The sequence below is a fragment of the Longitalea luteola genome (assembly GCF_017356035.1).
Taxonomy (GTDB): Bacteria; Bacteroidota; Bacteroidia; order Chitinophagales; family Chitinophagaceae; genus Niastella; species Niastella luteola.
This window is the reverse complement of sequence record NZ_JAFIQX010000018.1, coordinates 17,321-38,821: the sequence shown is the minus strand read 5'-3', so window position 1 is coordinate 38,821 and position 21,501 is coordinate 17,321. Positions and strand designations below refer to the sequence as shown.

The window sequence follows — 21,501 nt, the reverse complement described above, 5'->3', positions numbered from 1 at the left end:
CGCAACAAGTGAGCCACTTAAAAGGCTAACGCAGCTTTACGACCGGCGCAAAGAACAACCTCCTCGCCCTTGCATAGTCAGTCGTTATATTTGCTGAACTATTATGAAAATATTCGCCGAAACAAACCGATTGATCTTACGAGAGATCCTTCCGACAGATGTTGACGGATACTTTGAGCTGGATGCTGACCCGGACGTTCACCGGTATTTAACCAGTCAACCTGTTCAAAGCAAACAGCAGGTTGCCGATTCCATACAGTTTATCAGACAACAGTATATTGATAACGGCATCGGTCGTTGGGCGGTGATCGACAAAAAAACAAATGTATTTATGGGTTGGGCAGGCTTAAAGCTCATTACCGAATCAATTAATGGTCACATCAACTTCCTGGACCTCGGCTACCGGTTGATCAAAAAATACTGGGGACAAGGCATAGCTACCGAAGCTGCGCATGCATCGCTGGCATATGCCTTTGATGTCTTAAAAGCCGATGAAGTATTTGCCCATGCCCATGCAGAAAATATTGGCTCTAATAAGGTGCTTACGAAAGCCGGACTAACCTTAACCGGATCATTTGTTCATCATGAAATAAAATGTAATTGGTACAGTATTGACAGCAAAGATCACAAACCGGTGCTGACTTAGCCAGGATGCCTTTTTTAACTATATTGCCTTTCTCCGCCCCTGCACTGTCAGCTGCTGTTGCATAATAATTGAAGTTGATAAAGTTGTTCAGGCCACCCTGTTCACAAGGCGAATTCGGCTCAGCGAAATGTATTTTTAATAGCCATCGTTCTGCCCCAGGTCGGGGTTTTGATCCCTTGCAAACTGGGGTATGGGTAATAACAATTTATTTTCATTCACGGCTTTGCCTTTGGCAGACAATACGGTCAACGCGCGGCCGGTTCTTTTCAGGTCGAACCAACGATGAAATTCCATGGCAAACTCCATCCGTCGTTCATGTTCTATGGCTAAATCAAGCGTGGGAAATTTAGCTGAAGGATAGCCCGGCGTGCCATATAACGGCAAGCCCGCGCGGCTTCTTACTTTATTCAGGTATTGCACATCGCCGGTAGCTTCAGTTAGCATTAACAGAACATCGGCATACCGCAGCACCATGAAATTGTTATTGCACGATTCGGCGGCATTCACGATCGGGGCATTACTGTCTTTCCATTTCTTCTGGAATTTAATGGCTATCCAGTTACCGCCTTTAAAATACCCAAGCTCAAAAGAAGTGTCGCGCCTTTTATCACCTGGTTCATATTCGTTGTACAGATCGTCTGTAACCTGGTTCATTCCACCGCCAAAACGCGTAATGGCAAAGTTCTCAAATGGCGCAAAGGCCGGCCAGTAAATGCTGGATGGATTGTTGGCGCCGCCTTTATACTGCACTTCAAAGATCGATTCCCTGGTATTCTTGTTTGCCAGCGTAGGTCCCCATAAAGATCCAAATTCAGGTAACAGGTCATATACATTGCCATTATATGTATTATATACCTGCAGCAGCACCTGTGCAGCCGCGCCTTTGTTACCCATGGTCAGATGCACCTTGCCCAACAGCGTCTGCGCGGCGCCTTTCGATGCCCTGCCAGGCGCAGGTACTTTATCGGGCGCCGTTAAGTGATCGGCCGCATACGTAAGATCGTCGATCACCTGTTTATATACTTCCGCCTTTGGTGTGCGGCCTGTAGTAAATGCTTCTGCCGAGGAAATGGGTTTTGTCACCAGGGGTACATCGCCCCAGGCCTGTACCATGTAGAAGTAATATAATCCGCGCAAAAAACGCATTTCGGCAGTTACCTGGTTAATATAGGCATCATCCAGCGAGGCGCCCTGGATCTTATCCAGTACAATGTTCACATTATACATCGAGGTATACGAATCCATCCAAAGCTGGTTTACGACGTTATTGGCGGCATTGATGGTATAGTCCCGGAAAGCCCACCGGTCGCCTACCGTTATACTACCCGAGCCGGCCACCTGGTAAATGGTAGCATTGTCAGACATTAACTCACCGCAATAGGAAACCAGGCCTGTTGGTCCATACATAGTATATAAAGTGCTGTAGGCATTGTTCACTGCCAGGTCAAAATCACCTTTCGTCTTATAAAAATTATTGGCATTGCTATTTGATACCGGCGCCAGCTCCAGGAAAGATTTTTTGCAGCTGGTGACGATCGTTGCCAGGAAGAATATGCTGATAAATATTTTCAGTTTCATAATTACTTTTTTGAAAAAGTTTAAAAGCGGGTTACAGATCTGCCTTAACTCCAAAAGTTACCGTAATGGGGATGGGATAACTTCCGTAATCGGCCCCAACCATTAATCCCGGTGGAAATGGGGTAAGGCTGGTAGCGGCATCAGTACCTGTTGAGTAAATACTGTTTTCAGGATCGAACCCAACGTATTTGCTGAACACATGCACGTTCTCGGCATTTACGTATACCCGCATGGTGCGGAAAGACAATTTAGAAGTAACTGCCCTGGGTAAAGTATATGATAAACGAATATTCTTGATCCTGACGAAAGTGCCATCTTCGATCCAGTAACTGGAGAACTGGGTTTGCATGCCTTTGTATTCTGCATTTGGTTTGAAAGTTTTTCCATCACCGGGCTCCTGTTCCGATCTCCAGTAATTGCCAATGGAAGCATAGGCATTGCGGCTATCGTTCCAGTATTTGTTATACCGCGTTTGCTGATTCACGATCTCGTTGCCAAATACACCATGCAACATAAAAGAGAATTCAAAATTTTTATAGTTAATAGTATTTACCAGGCCGGCGGTAAAATTCGGTTGGGCATTACCTAATGTCGTTCGATCGTCTGCATCTATCTTTCCATCGCCTGTAACATCCCTTACAATGGGATCGCCGGGTGTTACTATTACGCCTGACGGATATTTGGGCCCCTTGTTAATTTCATCCTGGTTATTGTACACCCCATCAAATATGTAACCTACATAATTACTGATGGGCTTTCCAACCTCTGTCACAAACCGGCTGCCCCATTCTTCCACAATGACGGGCGCATTGTTAGGTCCCAGTTGCAATACTTCGTTGCGGTTAGCTGATATATTAAAGTCGGTTGACCATTTAAATTCGCTGTTCACCAGGTTCTTTGAAGAGATGGCCAGCTCCACGCCGCGGTTACGCACTTTACCAATATTGGTTAACTGCGTGGCAAAACCGGTGAGAATGGGCACCGGGACATTTAACAACAGATCATTGGTTGTGGAGTTATAGAACTCTGCAGTAAGATTAATGCGATTGTTGAAAGCGGCTACATCGAGCCCTATGTTAAACTGGGTGGTCTTTTCCCATTTCAGGTCTGGATTGGGAATAGTGGTAACCCGAATGCCGTTGACCATATTATCGCTGTACGCATATTTGGAACCATCGAGTAAACTGATGGGTCCATAGTTAGGTATCTGGTTATTTCCGGTGGTTCCGTAGCTTACCCGAAGCTTCAAATTATTGAGCGCTGAAATCGATTGCATAAAGGGTTCATCCGAGATCAGCCAGCCCAATGACAGGGAAGGGAAATAACCCCAGCGGGAGGCCTGCCCAAAGCGGGAGCTGCCGTCGCGCCTGATAGTACCGTTCACAAAATATTTGTTCTTATAGCTATAACTTACCCGCGACAACCAGGACAATAACGCCCACTCACCCGCAGTAGTGGTGCTTAAGCTATAGGTACCTGCTGCATTTAATGTTTGTACCAGGTCGTTCGGGTAATTGGTTGAGCGTTGTTGCGAAGTATCTCCGCGCTGTTTCTGCGCCGTATACGCTACGAGTGCTCCAATGGTATGCTCCCCAACCGTTTTATCATACGAGAGCGAGTTCTCTGTAAGCCAGTTCAGGTTATTATAGGTGTTGTACCTGCCTTCGGCCGGCAGCAGGGTGCTATACCCGTAACCGGCATTCGTGCGCCAGAACCAGTTATAATTCCGCTGTGTAAGTATTGCGTTGGCGCTGCTTTTGAAAGTAAGGTCTTTAACAGGTTTGTACTCTATGTAAGCGCCGGCAATGGTGTTATACACCTTGTTCAGTTTATCGGCATACCTGATCATCGAATAAGGATGCCACAATTGCACACCATAGGCCGTGAAGCGATTCCAGGTTGAGTTGGGATCCAGAAAGCCCAGGTTTCCATTCTCATTGTACACCGGAAATATCGGATCGCTCTGCAGGGCCAGGCTCACCACATCTGATTTTCCCTCTACCCCATCGATGCGGCTGTGCATACCGGTAAAAGAGAAGTTCAAACCCACCGTTACTTTTTCTGTGATCTTCTGGCGGATATTCATCCGCAGGGCAAGCCGTTTGTAGAAATTATCTATTACTACGGCATCCTGGTCGAGGAAGCCGGCAGAGAACAGGTATTGCGCGCGGTCTGTACCGCCGCTTACAGATGCCTGTATGTTCTGCGACCGGGCGGTTCTGAACAATACATCCTGCCAGTCGGTTCCCTTCCCAAACTGTTCAGGATTGGTTAAGAATTCAGGCGGTATCAGATAAGTTTTGCTGCCCCCGCGTGCACTGTTGGGATCGCTGGCCGAACGGCCCGGCCCCGAGGCAACCCATGCATTGTTACGTGCATCGATATAATACTTTATCCATTGTTGCGCATCCATGAGGTCTACCTTCCTGATCACTTTTTGCAAGCCGTGTTCATAATTCAGGTTCACCTGCGGTTTTCCGGCTTTTCCCAGTTTGGTGGTTACAATGATCACTCCATTGGCGCCTCTTGATCCATAAATAGCCGCAGAAGCTGCATCTTTCAGGATCTCTATCGATTGAATGTCCTGGGCGTTGATAATATTCAGGTCGAAGTTTTCCATGGCCATGCCATCTACCACATATAACGGGTTCGTACCGGCGGTAATGGAATTGATCCCCCGCACTCTTATGGTAGGACCAAAGCCCGGCGCGCCCTGCGTTGTAGTGATATTCACGCCCGGCACCAGGCCTTCAATTGATTGCGCCACATTGCTCGATGAACGGTCTTTGAACTGTTCAGCACTCAATGACACCACCGAACCGGTTACCGCCCGCTTGCGTTGCGAACCATAACCGATCACGATCACCTGGTCCAGCGATCCGGCCATATCTTTCATTTTAACCACCAAGGAAAGCGTAATGTCATTTTTAATATTGTAACCCGAGAGGGTCTGGCTCTCATACCCTACTATTGAGAAAGTAAACTTATACGGACCACCGGCAGGTATCCGCGAAAAAGTAAAAACGCCGGCGCTGTCGGTGCTGGTTCCTGAAGTAAAATTGTTGGCGGTATTCCGGATGATCACCGACACTCCTGCTAACGGGTCGCCGTTATTGTTTTGAACAACACCTTTTACAATACTTGACGTTTCCTGCGCATGCAGCAGTGGAGAAATCAGGAGATGTAGCAGCAAGGTAAGGGCATAGCAGGGCCCCGACTTAAGTACATTAAATCTCATATGGCGTGTTTTAAAGCTTAATGCGAAACGCTTAACGCGGAACGCTTAATACAGAACTTGGAACTCTAAAGCGGAATGCAAGCCGCCCCAACTTTATAACGCTGAATATTTAATTTGATAGCTACATTTTGGAAGCTTGCGTTAAGCGTTCGGCGTTTGGCGTTTAGCGGCTTATTATATATGTATTATTCTGTTTGTTTATCGTCAGATTATTAAGGGTTGCAATCTGTTTCAGAATATGACCTACAGAATCACTTTTGCTGAACTTTCCAATGAAGTATATCTTCTCTACGTCTTTTTCAGCGTATACGATCTGTACGCCGTATAGCTCTTCCAACTGCCTGAACACCTGTGCCAGTGGCTGGTTATTGAACATATACCACGATCCTTTATCGCCCACCGGTAACAATGGCTGATCAGCCGGTTGGTGCGTTTCATTCAACCTGCGTTTAGCGGTTGCATTATCATTTGTAAACCGGCGAACCCGCGCGTTATGCTGCTTATTACTATACAAAAGTTCTTCTCCTGGCTGGAGGTAATAATCTCTTTTCAGTTGGGGTTGCATACTGCCGGCCGGTTTTACCACCACTCTTCCCTCAAATAATTGTATGGTAATAAGATCGTCCTCCTCAAAGGCCGTAACCGAAAACCGGGTGCCAAGGGCAGTAGTTGCTATGTGACCACTGATCACCGTAAAAGGCCTGGTTTGATCTTTTGCAACCTGAAATGTTGCCTTTCCTTTCAATACAATATCGCGCCTGTTATTGGTAAAAGGTTCATTCCATGTTGCAGCACTCAACGGCTCCAATATTATAACCGAGCTATCGGCTAATACAAACTGTTCAGCTTTATCCGTTCTGTTCTCTTCGTGCCGCACTGTAACCGCTGGCTCATTTTGTTTTTTCTCTTCTGCAGCCACCGGCGCTTTGTCCGGCGTTTGACTGCCGAACCAGTTGTACCCTAGCGCAATGATGAACAGCACCGTTGCAGCGATAGCCGTAGCGATCACTATTCTTCGAACGATGCCGCTTTTACCGGTTGCTGCTGCCGAATCATTCCGCCCGCCCTCCTGTTCCAGGCATTCCTGGAAATAAACCCACTCTTTGTCTGCATTGATCTCATCCCGTGTTTTTGCTTCCTTCATCAACTGCCAGGTGTTTTTCAATTCTTCGTAATATTGCCTGTTTTCTTCACTGGCACTTACCCATTGCTGCAGCAAAGCCTGTTCATCGCTGTTCAGCTCATTACAAAAATGTCGCGTGATCAAATCGTCCAGTTGCTCGCTGTTCTTCATGTTCTGATAGTATTACGTTTTAAACAACCCCTGCCGTGACAAGTCACCAAACTTTTTTTAAAAAAATATTCTATTGATTATCATAACTATAAAGCATACGGTGAGGTATGCCGCCAGTTTTAAACGCAGTTTTTTCAGGGCGCGCACCATTTGGGTTTCCACGGTATTCACAGAAATATTCAGCTGCCGGGCAATTTCTGCATACTTCAGTCCCTCGTACCGGCTCAGTTCAAAAATGGTACGCATTTGTTCAGGCAGCTCTGAAACGGCATTATCAATATCGATGCGTAGTTTCTTTGCATCGTAGTTTTCCTGCGGCGAATGGGCGCCCTCCCTTTCATTACGGCGCAGTACATACTGTCGAAACCGCTCGCGCACTTTTGAATGGCGCATTATATCCAGACTGGTATTATTGATCACTTTATGCAGAAAGGCCTTTACCGCCATCTCCCGCGGTAATGCGGCACGGTTCTTCCACAGTTTGATAAAAGCGGTATGCACCACTTCTTTGGCAAGATCGGTGTCGAAATCATATTTATGCTGGCACCATTTGCATAATGCCGCGAAATGTTGTTTGAAGAATTGTTCAAAGGCAGCATCATCGTCCATTACGGCAAACATGGAGGCATCATGGCAATCGGGATGTATTGTCGGGTCAGCGTGCATGTACACTCCTCACTTTTAGCAGTTAGGTTCTAAACAGTTGTGTTACTGGTACTCAAATTAAAGATAATAATGTATAACTATTTAAGTGACCCGGTCCATCCGGTAGATACGCTGCCAGCTAATTTCACCCTATTTCCAGTTGGAAACGATACGCCAAGGGTTTGTAGCATACCGTTAATAGTTTTAAATGGTACGCTAAAAACTATTAACGACCTGTTTCCAGCCATAAACCATACGCTAGAAACTTTTAGGGTACCATTTGTAGCTATAAACCATACGCTGGAAACCTTTGGGGTACCATTTGTAGCTATAAATGATACGCTAAAAACTATTAACGCCCCATTTCCAGCTGTAAATTATACGCCACAAACTTTTATCGCCTCACTCTTTAATTGATTAACAAGCGATTGCGTGAAAAAGAAAAAGGCAGGCCCTCCGTGAAGGAGGACCCGCCTTTTATCTGTAATTATTTTGTTATTTAGTTTTTCAAGATTTTAAATTCAACGCGACGGTTCAGCTGACGGCCCTCATCAGTTTCGTTTTCTGACACCGGCATGCTTTCACCATATCCTTTCGATACAATCCTGCTCGCAGGAATACCTTTAGAGATAATATATTCCACGCACGATTTGGCACGGTTATCAGAGAGCCTGAAGTTGTATTCGTCTGAACCCTTGCTATCCGTGTGTGCACTCAGTTCAATTTCAATGGCCGGGTTTTCTTTCAACAGTTTTACAACACGATCCAGTTCAACATTCGATTCCGGACGCAGATCCCATTTATCAAAGTCGAAGAAGACGTTGTTCAACCGAACCACCTGGCCGATCTCTATAGGCACCAGGTACAGGTCTTTGTGAATTTCTTTGAAACCTGCTTTCACCATGGAGTCGAGGTTCAGGTTCTCTGAAATGGCGAAGAATTTATCGGCACTGGCCCTGATACTATAGTTTTTATCGTAGGGCAATACAATTTTGAAAGCGCCATCGGTAGGGCTCGAGATCCCGCTGCCGGCCTCTACTCCATCGGGCAGTGTTTCGTAAATAAGCGAAGCACTGAGTGGTTGTTTCGTTTTGGCGTTATACACATTGCCGCTTACCAGTATCACCGGGTTTGGCTTTTCACGCTCTAACAGTTTCACGCGTACAATGTCGCTTTCGCCATACGTATCTTTATTGCTTGTCAGGTACGCATATTCACCACCGGCATCCAGGGTAAAGAACGCATCCCAGCCTTCAGTATTGATGGGGCTTCCCAGGTTCACCGGGGTGCTCCATTTGGTCCAGGTTTTATCAAGCCGTTTGGTCATCCAGATATCGTTATCCCCCAAACCACCTGGCCGGTTGCTGCTGAAATACATGGTTACCCCGTCAGCCGCGATATAAGGCGTCATTTCATCACCGGGTAAATTGATTTGTTTGCCCAGGCTCTTGGGTTCCGTCCAGCTACCGTCGGGTTCCCGGAAGCAAACAAAGAGGTCGTTGTCTGAGCTGCCGGGCTGAGGCGACATATACAACACCAATGCTTTCATGTCTGGCGTAAGGGTAGCGCCCGAAACGAGGCCACGGTCGTATTTGTCATATTTTTTTATATACAGCATTTCCGGTTCGCCCCAGCGGCCATCGGCCTGGCGGGTGCAAAGGCTCACGCCTTTTCCAAAGTAGGCGCCCCCGTTACCAAACGCACCGCGGATCAAAATGCGGTTTTTGTCGGGGGAGATCCAATACACAGCATTGTATTGGGACGTGTTGAGGGGATATTTTAAATGGCGGGCTTCCTGCCATACACCGTTTGAATCACGTTCAGAATACCAAATGTCCTGTGAATTGGGAACTGAATTGTATTTGGTATTGGCCGGATGATTTTCACAAATAAAAAACAACAGATTTCCATCTGCCGACACGGTTGGCCGCAATTCACCCAGATCGGAGTTTATATTTATGCCTAAATTCTCGATCTTGATAATGGTGTTGGCAGTAATGATATTATCTTTTTGGGCTATCAGTTTGCCCGTATCACTTGGGTTCGCCATTTGGGCAACCGCCTGTTGCAGGCCCAGGGCCAGGATCAAAAAGGGTACAACTCTTCTCACTAGGTATGGATTTAATTACTTAATAACGTACAATTTAGCGCCGGATTGCCCTGTTTTTTACAGATAATGAAATTCTTGACGAGAGTGAAGTCTTTTGCCGGTCTGCTTGCTGTAAACAAACACTATCCAGAATAATATTCTAAAGTGAATAAATTTTACTGAATTTTATTCTTTTTACAATTATCTTTACAGAACATTGTACTTACAGGATAACCTGATGCTGCCCTTGCCCTAACCTACAACATATCAACATTTTATGGACATCCAACCAACAGCTTTACCGGCAACACCGGTGACAAGCAAGCGCATATATTCCATCGATCTGCTGCGCGGCACCGTTATGATCATCATGGCGCTGGATCATGTGCGTGATTATTTTCATGCAGATGCTTTTGTGTATGATCCAACCGACCTTTCGCGCACCGATGTGCCCCTGTTCTTTACCCGGTGGATCACCCATTTCTGCGCCCCCGTGTTTACTTTTCTGGCCGGCACTTCTGCATTTTTAAATGGCGTGAAAAGAACGAGAAAAGAAATGTCATTTTTCCTTTTTACCCGAGGTCTCTGGCTGGTGATCGCTGAAATATTGATCGTAACATTCGGCTGGACGTTCAATCCCCAATTCCCTGTCCTTATCCTGCAGGTCATTTGGGCAATAGGTATAAGTATGATGGTGCTTTCGGTGATGATCTATCTGCCGCTGCGTATTATACTGATCACTGGCCTCGTCTTAATAGGTGCCCATAATTTACTCGATGGGGCCGATAAAGCAGATCCATCCTCCTTTCTTTTATCATTTCTGCATCACCAGCATTTTTTTCCGGGCGAACCGTTTTCGGTTATGCTTGGTTATCCCATTTTACCCTGGATCGGCATAATGCTCACCGGTTATGTTTTTGGCCAGCTGTACCTGCCAACTGTTGATGCAGCAAAAAGACGGAAATCATTGATCTGGCTTGGCCTGGGCGCCATTGCCCTCTTCATAGTCATCCGGTTTGTGAATGCTTACGGCGATCCTCATCATTGGTCTACGCAGGCATCACCGGTGTTTACGTTCTTGTCGTTTCTCAATGTGACCAAGTATCCACCGTCCTTATTATATATTTTAATGACGCTGGGTCCGGCCCTGCTCTTCCTTGCCTTTGCAGAAAAGCCATTGAACCGGCTTACCGAAAAAATGGTTGTGTTTGGCCGGGTGCCCATGTTCTTTTACCTGGTGCACATTTACCTGATCCATGCGCTGGCCGTAGTGGCAGCCAGTGTGTCAGGATATAAATGGAGCGATATGATCCTGACCGGCTGGGTAAGCATGAATGCACAATTGCAGGGCTATGGGTACAGTTTAATTTTTGTATATGTATTGTGGATCATTTTAATGATCGCGGTATTTCCATTATGCAAATGGTTCGACGAATATAAAAGGGTGAACAGGTCAAAATGGTGGTTGAATTATATATAAACTGTTTCAGGTTACAGGTTTCAGTTTACCGGTTACCAGTTTCCAGGACTCAGGTTTCAGGATTCCTGCCAGTAATCAGAATGCTTTTGATTCGTGCCCGGTAACTGGGAACCCGGTAACTGCAGAACATTAATATTGAAATACTTGTAAAACTGATCATTTCTTCCGTAAAGCACCTGCAGAAAAAATACCCCTCCTGAGCTCCCGTTTTTTGTGACCATGATCATTACAACTGCCATAAATGCAGCAGTTGCGAACAACTGTTTGTCTAAATAACGAGAACCTTCGCACAACAAGCAGCTTTTACTGGTCTTTCATGTATCCTGATGTATAGGATTCGAACATATCCAAACAACTTCAAGTCGTAATCCGGCCCACGGCATTCATACCCGGAAAATAGCATTGATCAGGTAATGAGCAAGCAGCCCCTGCTTTTCATTACCAGGGATTCCTTTTTTATCAAACCAAAACATGAGACTATGAAAAAACTCATTTTTCTAGTTTTTACAACCTGCATGCTGTTTACGGCCTACTCGCAAACCAAAACAGTAACCGGAAAGATCACTGAAACCAGCGGCGCACCGCTGCAAGGTATATCAGTAACCATCAAGGGCACTTTATCGGGCACCACGACAGATGCCGATGGAACGTTCAAGCTTACAGTACCCGAATCGGCTACCCTGGTGTTTACGGGCGTTGGCTTTGAAACAACAGAAATGGCTGTACGAAACCGATCGAATTTTGATCTGCAATTAAAACCCGATGTAAAAGCGCTTAGTGAAATAGTAGTGACTGGTACCGGGGTGGCTACAGAAAAGAAGAAACTGTCCATCGATGTGGCGAGTGTAAGCAACAGAGACCTGGCCAAATCGGCCATCGTATCTATTGACCAGGCGCTGATCGGCAAAGTGGCCGGGGCACAAATACAAATGACTTCCGGTGAGCCCGGTCAAAAAGCCAATATTATTTTACGGGGTATTAACTCCCTGGGTTCCTCCACTCCTATTATACTGGTCGATGGGGTGCAGGTAACCGATATCAACGGCCTGGATGTTTCGAATGTTGACAAGGTTGAAATTGCCAAAGGCCCCGCTGCCGGTATGCTGTATGGCGCACAAGGCGCAAATGGCGTTATTCAGATCTTTACGAGGAAAGGTGCGCGGAATAAAGCACTCAGCATAAATCTGATGTCGAAAGTAAGTATTGACAAGGTCATATTGGGCAAAGATGAAACCCTCAGTGCAAAATTCCATCACTTTACCCAGGACGCCAATGGCAATATCCTCGATCGCAATGGCGATATATTGAGACCAGACAGCAATGGCATGTGGCCCGAGCCGGCGGAAGATGATTTTAATACAAACTTCAACTTAAAGAATGATAAGACCTACCCGGCTAACCTGCCGCTGTACAATCACCTTGAGCAGGCCTACCAGACAGCCGTTTCTACAACCAACTCTGTAGGCATTTCAGGCGGTGGTAATAAAACAGATTATGCGTTTACATTGTCGCACCTGAACCAGGAAAATGTACTGGCCAATCGTTTCAGGCGCACCAACCTGTCGGCCAACCTGGGCTTTGAATTATTCAAAGGATTTACCGCCCGCAATTCCACCCAGGTGATACTCCAGGATGAAAACCTGGTTTCAGGAACGTATAATGTCACTTCCCGCATTAAATACAATATCGATCAGCTGTTTGAAGGAACCAACAACAACAGGTTCGAATTGATCAACTCCTATCCCTGGATAGATTTTACTGCAAAATATCCCGGTACCAATTTAACCGTTGTTCGCCCCAGGGATGAGAACCAGGTGAATGTATTGTCGGAAGCAGACTGGCATTCGCGCTCGGGAAAAGATACGCGGATCATAAACAACAGCAACCTGAATTATAAATTCCCCCGTTTCATTGAACTGGACTTTAAATACGGTATTGAATTATGGAACTCGGAATTCAACGACATTTATCAGAACCAGGAAAATGCCCCACAGGTTGCACTGGGCTTCTGGGGAAATACTGCGCAGGGCTCAGTGCGTAGCGACTATGCAAAATCTACCTATCAAAACGCCCTGTCAACTATTTACTTCAGAACCGATTTCAGGAATGATTTTAAAATAAATATACCGATCACTACCACCACCCAGTTCTCGTACGACTGGCGTAAGCTGGAATACAATTCCTTTTATGCACAGGGGCTGAACCTGCCGCAGTACCCGCCTGCAAACATTTCAGCAACCGCTTTAAAGACCAGCGGCGACGGCAGATTTGAATACATTACATTCGGCTATCTGGTAAATCAAACCATCGACTTTGGTAGTTTATTCGGCGTTACCGGCGGCTTCCGCTCCGACTACAACTCACAATTTGGCGACCAGAAAAAACCATTCACTTTTGGCCGCGGAACCGCCTATTTCAGACCCTCCGAAATACTTACTATCCCCATGCTCACCGACTGGAAATTACGGGCGGCTTATGGTGCGGCCGGTATTCCACCCAATGAGTTTGATGAGGAATATTATTCGCGGCAAACAACACTCGGTTCTATACAATTAGGCGAAGGCGTTGGCTTGTATTTGCCCAATATACTTGGTAACAGGAACCTGCGTGTACAGGTAGTACGGGAACTGGAAGTAGGAACTGATCTTGTAATTACGCCCAGTCAAAAAGATTGGTTTAACCGCATCGCTTTGTCGTTCACCTACTGGAACAAGAACAACAGGGACAATATTCAGTATGTTGACCTGCCGCCATCCAGCGGTGCACAACAAATAAGGGATAACCTGATAGAACTTACGGTAAAAGGTGCGGATATCAGTCTCGACGCAGGTGTATTTACCAGTAAAGCGGTTGACTGGCAGTTCGGCGCCCGCTTTGGCACCTTCAAAACCAAAGTAGATAAAGTGGCCAACGGCCGTGATTTTGTGAATGGATTATTTATTGTTAAGGAAGGCGAATCGCTCGGCAACTTCTATACATCAAATCCGCTCACAAGCATCGACCAAACCCGCGCTGCCGATAAAACCAGGTATATACCCGAAAACCAGGCCGATCAGTATGAGATCGTTAATGGCATTGTGGTGAACAAACGAACCAAGCGCGTCATTCTCACCGATGCTACAGACCAGGCTATTTCCGGCAATGCCTATCCCAAGTTCACCATGTCGTTCATCAATAATCTTACGTTATGGCAAAAGTTGAATATCTCCATGCAGTGGGATTGGTACCATGGCAATGATATCTATAACCTCACCAGACAATGGATGTACCGCGACAGGCTGCAAAAGGACTTTGACAAGGAGATCACGGTTGACGGAGAAACCGGCGCATTTGTCAACTTCTATAATAGTTTGTACAACAGCGTTCAGCGTACCGGCTGGTTTGTTGAAGATGGCTCCTTCTGGCGGCTAAGAGATCTCACGTTTACATATCAGTTGGGTAGTGCACTGAATGTGCCCTGGATAAGAGGCATAGCCCTTACTGCTTCAGGCCGTAATCTGTTTACAATTACAGATTATTCCGGCCTTGACCCCGAAGCCACATCGGCCCAGGACAGCCAGGGAAACCGTTCAGTAGGCGCAGGATCGAATATAGGAGCCGATTATTTTTCTATTCCTAACCTGCGTTCATTCCAGTTCGGCATTAACCTTCAATTCTAACAGAAAAGCTGATTATTATGAAACGATACTTCATATATATACTGATCGCCACTATAATGATAGGAGGAGGCTGTAAAAAGTCGACCCTCGAATTAAACGATCCCAACAATCCCACGCCAGAACAATCACTGACAACAGAAGCCGGGCTGAAGAATTTTTCATTAGGCATTCTGCAAAAAATGATGGCGAACGTTCCGGACGAAGGGAATACCAATATTTTCCATATTGCCCTCACCAACCACAGCATTATGGGCGATGAAGCTTATTGCCCTTATGGTAACTATGGGTTCCGGTGGGTTGACCAGGTGTTCAGAATCACCCTGCCCAGCGGCCGGGTAATTACGAATCCCAATGGCGTTGATCAAAAAACACAATTGCAGGGCTTCGATAGCCGGGGTGCAGGCGAGCTGAACGCATTTCAATATGAATGGGCTGTTAACTATTATATCATTGCACAGGCTAATCAATTACTGACAGCACTGGTGAACCCGGCGCTTAGCCTGACCGGCGACGTTACCAATAAGAAAAATATTTTCAAAGCCTGGGCCCTGTGGTGGAAAGGCTATGCATACTCACGCATTGGCTCTATGTATTTGGCCGGCATCATTACCAACACAGCCGGTGAAACGAATGGTGATTTTGTTGATCACACCGCTATAATGGCCGAAGCCGATAAAATATTGAATGAATGTTTGACTACATTAAATGGCGTTTCCCAAACGGCTGATTACAATTCCATCATGCAGGCGATCATTGCTTCATTCAACGATAATAAAAGTATCGTAACGCCCGATATGTGGAAGCGGCAGGTTTATTCTTTACAGGCCCGCAACCTGATGGCCAATAAAAAGATCGATGAAATGACGACGACCGACTGGCAGCGGGTGATAACGCTTACCGATCAGGGCATACAGGCAACAGATGTTGTCTTCCGATTTGGTATGGACCCCAGCGGGAACAATGACGTTTCCCTGGGCTTTTTTCACCCCTACTCATTTATTGGTGAAGCCGACCAATTTACGTTCGTAAGTGAGCGATTCATCCAGGAATTTAAACCCGGCGACAACCGGTTCACAAAAGGCTTTGTACCGTTTTCTGTTCCTAAAGTAAATGAAAGAGGGCGTGGCTTGCAATTTGGAACCCGCTGGAACCCGGTGTACATTGAAGATGGCGGATTGTATGCCACCGGCGATAACCGGGGACTGGTTCCCTTTGCATGCAGTTATGAGGAAAATCAGTTGAGCAAAGCAGAAGCGCTGATCCGTACCGGTAGTATTGAAGCCGGTTTACAGCTGGTAGATGAAGTGCGTGATTTTCAAAATTCCGGTTTGGCGCATGTAGCAGGGACAGGATTGAGTGCAGCTCAGGCACTGGAAGAATTCAGGCGCGAAAGAAGAGTGGCGCTCTTTCTTTGGGGCACTGCCTTTTATGATGCCCGCCGATGGGGTGTAACCGAGCCGGCTTCAGAGGGAGGCGGCAGGGCCAATGCCATTGTTATCATTCCGGGAGACCTGTTAACTCCGGCGCAGCCAGGCTCAGTACCTACGCCTTGTTTTATGGAATATAATTATATGGATTACTGGGATGTGCCACAAAATGAACTTGACTTTAATACCCCGGGCGATGTATCAATTCCGCTGAAGAATTGATGCGGGGGTGTGCCACCCTTACACTTGATCTCACGATCGAAGTGTGGCACACCTCAACGGTTGTTTGCGAAGGCCGGCTCTCCTGCCCTCCTGCGAAGGAATTTTGGTGGGAGAGCTTTTTTTGCGGTTATGCCTCATGCCTGCCAACGGTTGCCGCTAACCGATTATGTATTTTACGGTGGAAATCAGCGTTTCACCCATTTTGTCTTTCGACAGGAGTGCCGTAGCACCGGATCGTTCCAGGTAAGCAGCGTCATGGGTATTATTTGAATCGAACAAGACAATGGGCATATCTTGATAGGCTGCATTCAACCGTACCCACCTGATGAGCTCCAAACCATCTACAACAGGCATATGCAGGTCGGTGATCATAAGGTCTATGGGTTGGCCATCAAAATGTTTTAATGCATCCCGGCCATCGATGCCAGCAAGGATAGTATAACCTTCCTGTTCGAGGGTAAACCTGAGCATTTGCACTACAAAGTCAGAATCATCAACTATGAGTACGGTCTTGTTCATAAGGATAATTTTAAATGACACCAGGCGCCAGCACCTGGTAGCGTATAACGTTATGGAAGGCGGATGACCTGTTGTTATTGCATCGAAAATTGCGATGTTAGTGGTTTATATGTAACACGTAGATGAGTAAGCACTCAGGCAGGACGATGGAGTGCATTGGGTTTTAAATAAATGATGTGTGACGAAGGAAGAACAATAAAAATATCAAGGAAAGAATTACTTGGTGATCACCGCTTCAATACTGAAAATGGCCAGGATGTCGTCCATATTGCGCGTGATCTCATTATGTTCATTGTCAGCAAAGAGCGTTATGCTGTTATTCTCCACGGAAGGGCGAACCTTACCGAGAATTCCCTGCAGGTTTTTATCAATAACATAATAATAAAAGCCGCCATTGAGGATCTTTGTGAATCTGAGTTTTTTCACGGCGATCCAGGCGCCACTGGTATAACGGGGGTCGATGCTATCGCCATTAACCTGTATCAATCCATCAACAGATCCAATAATGGAAGAGTCGTTGCGTCTGGCAATGAGAACAGGTTTATCATTCAGGGTTATAATGTTGCCGGGAACTCCCAGTTCATCAGTAAGGGCCAATGCTTCTTCATCTTCGGCGATGAAAATGCCGGTCAACAGCGATCTCGGATTGGGGTTGCTTTTCTTTGAACCATTCAGTTTTGCGTCCTCCATGATGTGGTTAAAGCCCCTTTCCATTTTATCGAGGTAATCATTCAATTTATTGTAAAGCTCGACATCGCTGGGTTTAGTACCTTTTTCCCATTTGTATAGGTTTTCTTTGGAAATGCCGGTAGCAGCAGCTATTGCTGGCATTTTAATTTTTGTCTTTTCGCGAAACGCTTTTAACCTGTTACCTATTTCCATTGACATTAATCAATTAAGTAAGAAATTACACTTTAAGGACGCACATATTGGAATTATTTCCACTATCTTTGTAAAGCAAATTTACTGTATCAAATTAATAAATAATGAAACTCAGCCAAAAAGCATTAAAGGCAATCAATAATCCGGTTACTCGCCGCCGATTAATGGATGTACTTGGCTGTACGGAGTTTACAATAGCCAGGTATATTCAGAAAAACAGTGACAATCTTACTAAAGCAGCTGCTTTACAAATAATTCGGGAGGTAACAGGATTACCGGATGAAGAGATACTTGAAACAGAAAAAAACTAGAACGATCTTAAAATCAAGTCAATAGCTAACAGTACCCTGGTTCGTACGCTATTACAATCGTTCCTGCACCCTGATCAAGTTAAACAAAACAGGTTCAATTTTCATTGAACCTGTTTTTACTCTTATTACCTATTATTGTAATAAGTAAGCACGCGTTTACACTTTACCACAGAGCAAAATGGTAAAAAATAAACCATAGCGGAATTATTTCACTAATTAAAACAATTAAGCATACTTGCTGTACTAAAGGGGCGCGAAAAAAATTACAGCGTTTTTGCTAAGGAGTTGAAAAGGAAGGCAATATGGGCGTACTATTTACATGCATTAAAATCTTAATATTCTTGCCATGATCTTGAAAACGGCTTCTACCTGTTCCCATTGAAGCTGAATAGGCGGAAATCGTGCCTGGTTTGGGTTATCGGCAACCAATTTAATACTGTCATCAGTATCGCCCTGGTAGACGCGGCGTACAATACCCTGCCAGTTTGTATCAATCACATAGTAATAAAGCCCCCAATAAAGGCGCCGGTGATCGTGCAGGCGGGCGATAGCTATGCGCGAACCGTTGCTGAAAGTGGGTTCCATACTTTCGCCGGTTACTTCTACCACTCCTTCCACTGCACCCAGGAAAGGAGCGGTTATCCGGTCTACAATAAGTTCAGGCTCATTATCGTATACGGTTACGGTACCTGCTGCAGCTTTACCATCGGTTTGCGGAACGGCCAGTTTATTCCGGGTAAAAGGAAGGCGTAAGGTAGCAGGTTTCTGGTCTTCCAGGTCCAACCGGTCGGTCTCCAGTTGAAGTTCCATTTTATCCAGGTATACTTTCAATTTAAAATAATCATTGAGATTACTGGGCCTGGTACCCTTCTCCCATTTATATAATGTTTCCTTTGCAAGGCCGGTAGCGGCTGCAATAGCAGGCATTTTAATATTTGATCGTTGCCTGAATGCCCTAAGTCTTTCTCCGATTTGATAGTTCATTTGAGTACGATTCTAAAGTTTCCACTTATTATAATTGATTACAATCAAATTCCACAAAAAACACTCGTCAAAGTACGTTTTTATACCAATTTCTATTAATTTCACTTTCATTACTAATTTATACATATTTCCATATTTATTACTGGAAACAGTTAATTTATTGATCCTAATTAACAGGTATTAACTTACAACATGCTATTATGAAAGAGATTGAGATCTTTATTGTAAGGTTGAAAAAGAAGAAGGGTGTATTCACAACCGCCCAGGTGAACAAGCTGGTAAAGGGGATCTGTTCCACTCAGCAAATGGAAGAACCGGAAGTGAGCATTAATGAACGCGCAGGCAGCAGAGCCGGCCACCGGAAGAGAAAAGTAAAAGTGGCGCTGCAATATTGAGTGATCGATTTTGGCCTAGAGGATTACCCGCTATTCTATCGAGCATACCGTTGATAATGAAAAAATTAAGTATACCGGTGAAGCATAGGCAGGAATCACACGTTCTTGTTTTACCATTTTATTTAAAAAATGACCTTTACCGTTAGGATAAAAAAAACTACATTTGATCTGTAGCGACTCCTCCCTGCACAATTCTGTCCGTCCTTATTAGTATAGTTTTCGTTGGTATTTACAGGTATAGTGACTGGATCATATATGCATTCGTGTACAATATGCAATAAATAAACCTTTATCTTAAAACTATCTTATGAATCAGAAACGTTTGAGGAGAACATTCCTTGAGGCCATTCACTCCATTAAAGACTACATTGATCAACATCCACTTGAAATTAAAACGATCTCAGCGCTGATTCTCAAAACACATTCACAAATTGGTATCAATCTGCTTCACCGGGGATTCCGTCAGTTGTACGGAACCAGTATTAAAGAGTACGAGATCAGGAAACGTTTGGAAGCCGCAGCACAGTTACTGCAGCAGGATGAATTAACCATGCAGGAAATAACCGCCAGGTGCGGCTACAGCTCACAAAGTTCGTTTGTGCGGGCATTTAAGGATGTGTTTGGTATTACGCCGGGGCAATGGCGTAACCAGCATGTGCCGTTGATCTATAAGGAAGCATGTTAGCGACCAACGATCCCTACACTAATCACGGTTGAGTTTATAATACTGTTGCAGGAAGGAAGTAACTGCCTGTAACAGTTATTATTTTCAAATTTGCAAACCCGGATAATCACGTGGTTAAATTAAGCGGTCATAAAATGCGCAATTGATGAACTGGCAAACTAAATTTGTATAACGGGCGGAGCCGAAAACCTGTAAAAAGAGTAGGCATATCATTAACTATTAACCTTGTCATTATGAATTATTGCAAACGGGCAAACACATCTTCGCCATTATTTTATAGTCCATCACTACTTACAGGTCACTCAACTTTGATCTGTGCAAACAGAATAAATGATAGTGTGATTTTGTATAAAAAAAATGCAAACAGCGGAAATAAGGTGCTGTAAATTGCATACAGTTAATTACTCGCAGCGAATGAACAGCGGAAGGACAAATAACCAGGAAATCATCATCAGGAGCATTATAAAATCAACGACGGCCTTTCTTGATCTATTATAGAAGGTTTTTAACAGTGGCTTGCTGTGCTGCCTTTTTTGTCTAATTAAGGCACCCTGCAGTAAGCAATATTGCAACAGATCTTTTGAAATGATAACGGCACATGTACACAAACGTGATAAAATGGTAAAAAATGTTGCAAATACGATAAGCATAGGAAGCTATCTTGCACATGGATTAATAGCAGTGTTCCTTTCTAAGAATATAAGACCATTAAAAAAATTAGCCAACCGCTATTCTTTCAAACCAATCACCCTACCCAACGAAAGCTGAAAATTAAGTACACGTATTTAATACATCCAGGCTAACTTAAATGTATGCAATAACTCTTATAGAAAATCATTTAATCTCTTAGTGGCTTGTAATGCCTTTAAGTATAATTGATTGCCACATTCAATAGAAGGCAACCGTTAATATGTAAATATTTAAACGAATTTAAAATATATTTTGCAATGAGACATTCGGCCTATCCAAGAGTTGCAAATGCAAAGCGCAATGGTATTCGGAATTACCTATTAGAGAAGAAGATAATCATAGTTGAAATCGTCTCTGGCCTATTAATCCTCTTATTCCTTTATACAGGATTAAGCAAATTGTTTGATCATGATGTATTTGCATTTCAGTTAGGAAGATCGCCTTTATTACAATCCGCTGCACCGATATTATCTTATGCGCTGCCTATAATAGAATTAATAACCGCAATTTTACTATTCACTAAACAATATCAAGCTAAAGCTTTGAATTTTTCATTCATACTTCTTTCATCGTTCACTGTTTACCTAATTTTCATGGTTGCATTTTATAAAGATCTGCCATGTACCTGTGGTGGGGTAATCTCAAAAATGAGTTGGCAACAACACATTGTCTTCAATTTAATCATAACATTTCTTACATTTTTGGCAATCCGCCTTAACAGGAAAATGAATATAGCATAAATATGCTTCAAAATATT

At 44.6% G+C, this 21,501-nt stretch carries 16 protein-coding genes; 8 read left to right on the top strand and 8 right to left on the bottom strand.

Going from position 1 to position 21,501, the window contains the following annotated elements:
* Positions 1-103: 103 nt before the first annotated feature.
* Positions 104-646 carry a GNAT family N-acetyltransferase gene (locus JUB15_RS27440; protein WP_207515870.1) on the top strand — a complete coding sequence of 181 codons (543 nt, stop codon included), beginning with the start codon at positions 104-106 and terminating at the stop codon, positions 644-646.
* A 135-nt stretch (positions 647-781) separates the two neighbouring features.
* Here the strand turns inward: JUB15_RS27440 and JUB15_RS27435 are convergent, their stop codons facing one another.
* The 5 genes from JUB15_RS27435 to JUB15_RS28850 all read right to left on the bottom strand — a co-directional run bounded on the left by JUB15_RS27435 (position 782) and on the right by JUB15_RS28850 (position 9,511).
* A complete protein-coding gene (locus tag JUB15_RS27435; protein WP_207515869.1) occupies positions 782-2,224 on the bottom strand; it encodes a RagB/SusD family nutrient uptake outer membrane protein in 1,443 nt (480 codons plus the stop codon).
* A gap of 31 nt (positions 2,225-2,255) precedes the next feature.
* The gene (locus tag JUB15_RS27430) at positions 2,256-5,462 is read right to left on the bottom strand and encodes a SusC/RagA family TonB-linked outer membrane protein (protein WP_207515868.1); all 3,207 of its coding nucleotides are present in this window, start codon (positions 5,460-5,462) and stop codon (positions 2,256-2,258) included.
* 163 nt (positions 5,463-5,625) lie between these two features.
* Positions 5,626-6,756 carry a FecR family protein gene (locus tag JUB15_RS27425; protein WP_207515867.1) on the bottom strand — a complete coding sequence of 377 codons (1,131 nt, stop codon included), beginning with the start codon at positions 6,754-6,756 and terminating at the stop codon, positions 5,626-5,628.
* A gap of 57 nt (positions 6,757-6,813) precedes the next feature.
* The gene (locus tag JUB15_RS27420) at positions 6,814-7,422 is read right to left on the bottom strand and encodes an RNA polymerase sigma-70 factor (protein ID WP_207515866.1); all 609 of its coding nucleotides are present in this window, start codon (positions 7,420-7,422) and stop codon (positions 6,814-6,816) included.
* A gap of 478 nt (positions 7,423-7,900) precedes the next feature.
* A complete protein-coding gene (locus JUB15_RS28850; protein ID WP_207515865.1) occupies positions 7,901-9,511 on the bottom strand; it encodes an OmpA family protein in 1,611 nt (536 codons plus the stop codon).
* Between the two features lie 256 nt (positions 9,512-9,767).
* Between JUB15_RS28850 and JUB15_RS27410 the strand changes: the two genes are divergently transcribed.
* The 3 genes from JUB15_RS27410 (at position 9,768) to JUB15_RS27400 (ending at position 16,278) form a co-directional block, all read left to right on the top strand.
* Entirely contained in the window at positions 9,768-10,970 is a 1,203-nt protein-coding gene (locus JUB15_RS27410; RefSeq protein ID WP_207515864.1) for an acetyltransferase domain-containing protein, read from the top strand.
* 479 nt (positions 10,971-11,449) lie between these two features.
* Positions 11,450-14,629, top strand: coding sequence for a SusC/RagA family TonB-linked outer membrane protein (locus JUB15_RS27405; RefSeq protein WP_207515863.1), 3,180 nt, complete (start codon positions 11,450-11,452; stop codon positions 14,627-14,629).
* A gap of 17 nt (positions 14,630-14,646) precedes the next feature.
* Positions 14,647-16,278: a RagB/SusD family nutrient uptake outer membrane protein gene (locus JUB15_RS27400; protein ID WP_207515862.1), complete on the top strand. Its 1,632-nt coding sequence runs from the start codon at positions 14,647-14,649 to the stop codon at positions 16,276-16,278.
* A 156-nt stretch (positions 16,279-16,434) separates the two neighbouring features.
* Here JUB15_RS27400 and JUB15_RS27395 read toward each other — a convergent pair whose 3' ends face one another.
* Positions 16,435-16,797 carry a response regulator gene (locus tag JUB15_RS27395; RefSeq protein ID WP_207515861.1) on the bottom strand — a complete coding sequence of 121 codons (363 nt, stop codon included), beginning with the start codon at positions 16,795-16,797 and terminating at the stop codon, positions 16,435-16,437.
* 216 nt (positions 16,798-17,013) lie between these two features.
* Positions 17,014-17,628 (bottom strand): hypothetical protein, encoded by a 615-nt coding sequence (locus JUB15_RS27390; protein ID WP_207515860.1) that lies wholly within the window; start codon positions 17,626-17,628, stop codon positions 17,014-17,016.
* 155 nt (positions 17,629-17,783) lie between these two features.
* Here JUB15_RS27390 and JUB15_RS27385 point away from each other — a divergent pair, with 155 nt between their 5' ends.
* Positions 17,784-17,990, top strand: a complete 207-nt coding sequence (locus JUB15_RS27385) for a hypothetical protein (RefSeq protein WP_205512413.1) — start codon at positions 17,784-17,786, stop codon at positions 17,988-17,990.
* 324 nt (positions 17,991-18,314) lie between these two features.
* Here the strand turns inward: JUB15_RS27385 and JUB15_RS27380 are convergent, their stop codons facing one another.
* Positions 18,315-18,974, bottom strand: coding sequence for a LexA family transcriptional regulator (locus JUB15_RS27380; protein ID WP_207515859.1), 660 nt, complete (start codon positions 18,972-18,974; stop codon positions 18,315-18,317).
* A gap of 200 nt (positions 18,975-19,174) precedes the next feature.
* On the opposite strand from JUB15_RS27380, the gene JUB15_RS27375 reads away from it, so the two are divergent.
* The 3 genes from JUB15_RS27375 (at position 19,175) to JUB15_RS28845 (ending at position 21,484) form a co-directional block, all read left to right on the top strand.
* Complete coding sequence (locus tag JUB15_RS27375) at positions 19,175-19,369, top strand: hypothetical protein (protein WP_207515858.1); 195 nt, start codon at positions 19,175-19,177, stop codon at positions 19,367-19,369.
* Between the two features lie 307 nt (positions 19,370-19,676).
* On the top strand, positions 19,677-20,054 hold the full coding sequence (locus tag JUB15_RS27370; protein ID WP_207515857.1) for a helix-turn-helix transcriptional regulator: 378 nt from the start codon (positions 19,677-19,679) through the stop codon (positions 20,052-20,054).
* A gap of 947 nt (positions 20,055-21,001) precedes the next feature.
* Positions 21,002-21,484 carry a MauE/DoxX family redox-associated membrane protein gene (locus JUB15_RS28845; RefSeq protein ID WP_369411606.1) on the top strand — a complete coding sequence of 161 codons (483 nt, stop codon included), beginning with the start codon at positions 21,002-21,004 and terminating at the stop codon, positions 21,482-21,484.
* The last annotated feature ends 17 nt before the right edge of the window (positions 21,485-21,501 follow it).

Excerpts from the sequence above, each read along its gene's own strand:
- JUB15_RS28845 (WP_369411606.1), top strand. The coding sequence starts at position 21,002 with ATGAGACATTCGGCCTATCCAAGAGTTGCAAATGCAAAGCGCAATGGT.
- JUB15_RS27395 (WP_207515861.1), bottom strand. The coding sequence starts at position 16,797 with ATGAACAAGACCGTACTCATAGTTGATGATTCTGACTTTGTAGTGCAA.
- JUB15_RS27405 (WP_207515863.1), top strand. The coding sequence starts at position 11,450 with ATGAAAAAACTCATTTTTCTAGTTTTTACAACCTGCATGCTGTTTACG.
- JUB15_RS27375 (WP_207515858.1), top strand. The coding sequence starts at position 19,175 with ATGAAAGAGATTGAGATCTTTATTGTAAGGTTGAAAAAGAAGAAGGGT.
- JUB15_RS27425 (WP_207515867.1), bottom strand. The coding sequence starts at position 6,756 with ATGAAGAACAGCGAGCAACTGGACGATTTGATCACGCGACATTTTTGT.
- JUB15_RS27430 (WP_207515868.1), bottom strand. The coding sequence starts at position 5,462 with ATGAGATTTAATGTACTTAAGTCGGGGCCCTGCTATGCCCTTACCTTG.
- JUB15_RS27400 (WP_207515862.1), top strand. The coding sequence starts at position 14,647 with ATGAAACGATACTTCATATATATACTGATCGCCACTATAATGATAGGA.
- JUB15_RS27440 (WP_207515870.1), top strand. The coding sequence starts at position 104 with ATGAAAATATTCGCCGAAACAAACCGATTGATCTTACGAGAGATCCTT.
- JUB15_RS27420 (WP_207515866.1), bottom strand. The coding sequence starts at position 7,422 with ATGCACGCTGACCCGACAATACATCCCGATTGCCATGATGCCTCCATG.
- JUB15_RS27390 (WP_207515860.1), bottom strand. The coding sequence starts at position 17,628 with ATGCCAGCAATAGCTGCTGCTACCGGCATTTCCAAAGAAAACCTATAC.
- JUB15_RS27410 (WP_207515864.1), top strand. The coding sequence starts at position 9,768 with ATGGACATCCAACCAACAGCTTTACCGGCAACACCGGTGACAAGCAAG.
- JUB15_RS27380 (WP_207515859.1), bottom strand. The coding sequence starts at position 18,974 with ATGAACTATCAAATCGGAGAAAGACTTAGGGCATTCAGGCAACGATCA.
- JUB15_RS27370 (WP_207515857.1), top strand. The coding sequence starts at position 19,677 with ATGAATCAGAAACGTTTGAGGAGAACATTCCTTGAGGCCATTCACTCC.
- JUB15_RS27435 (WP_207515869.1), bottom strand. The coding sequence starts at position 2,224 with ATGAAACTGAAAATATTTATCAGCATATTCTTCCTGGCAACGATCGTC.
- JUB15_RS27385 (WP_205512413.1), top strand. The coding sequence starts at position 17,784 with ATGAAACTCAGCCAAAAAGCATTAAAGGCAATCAATAATCCGGTTACT.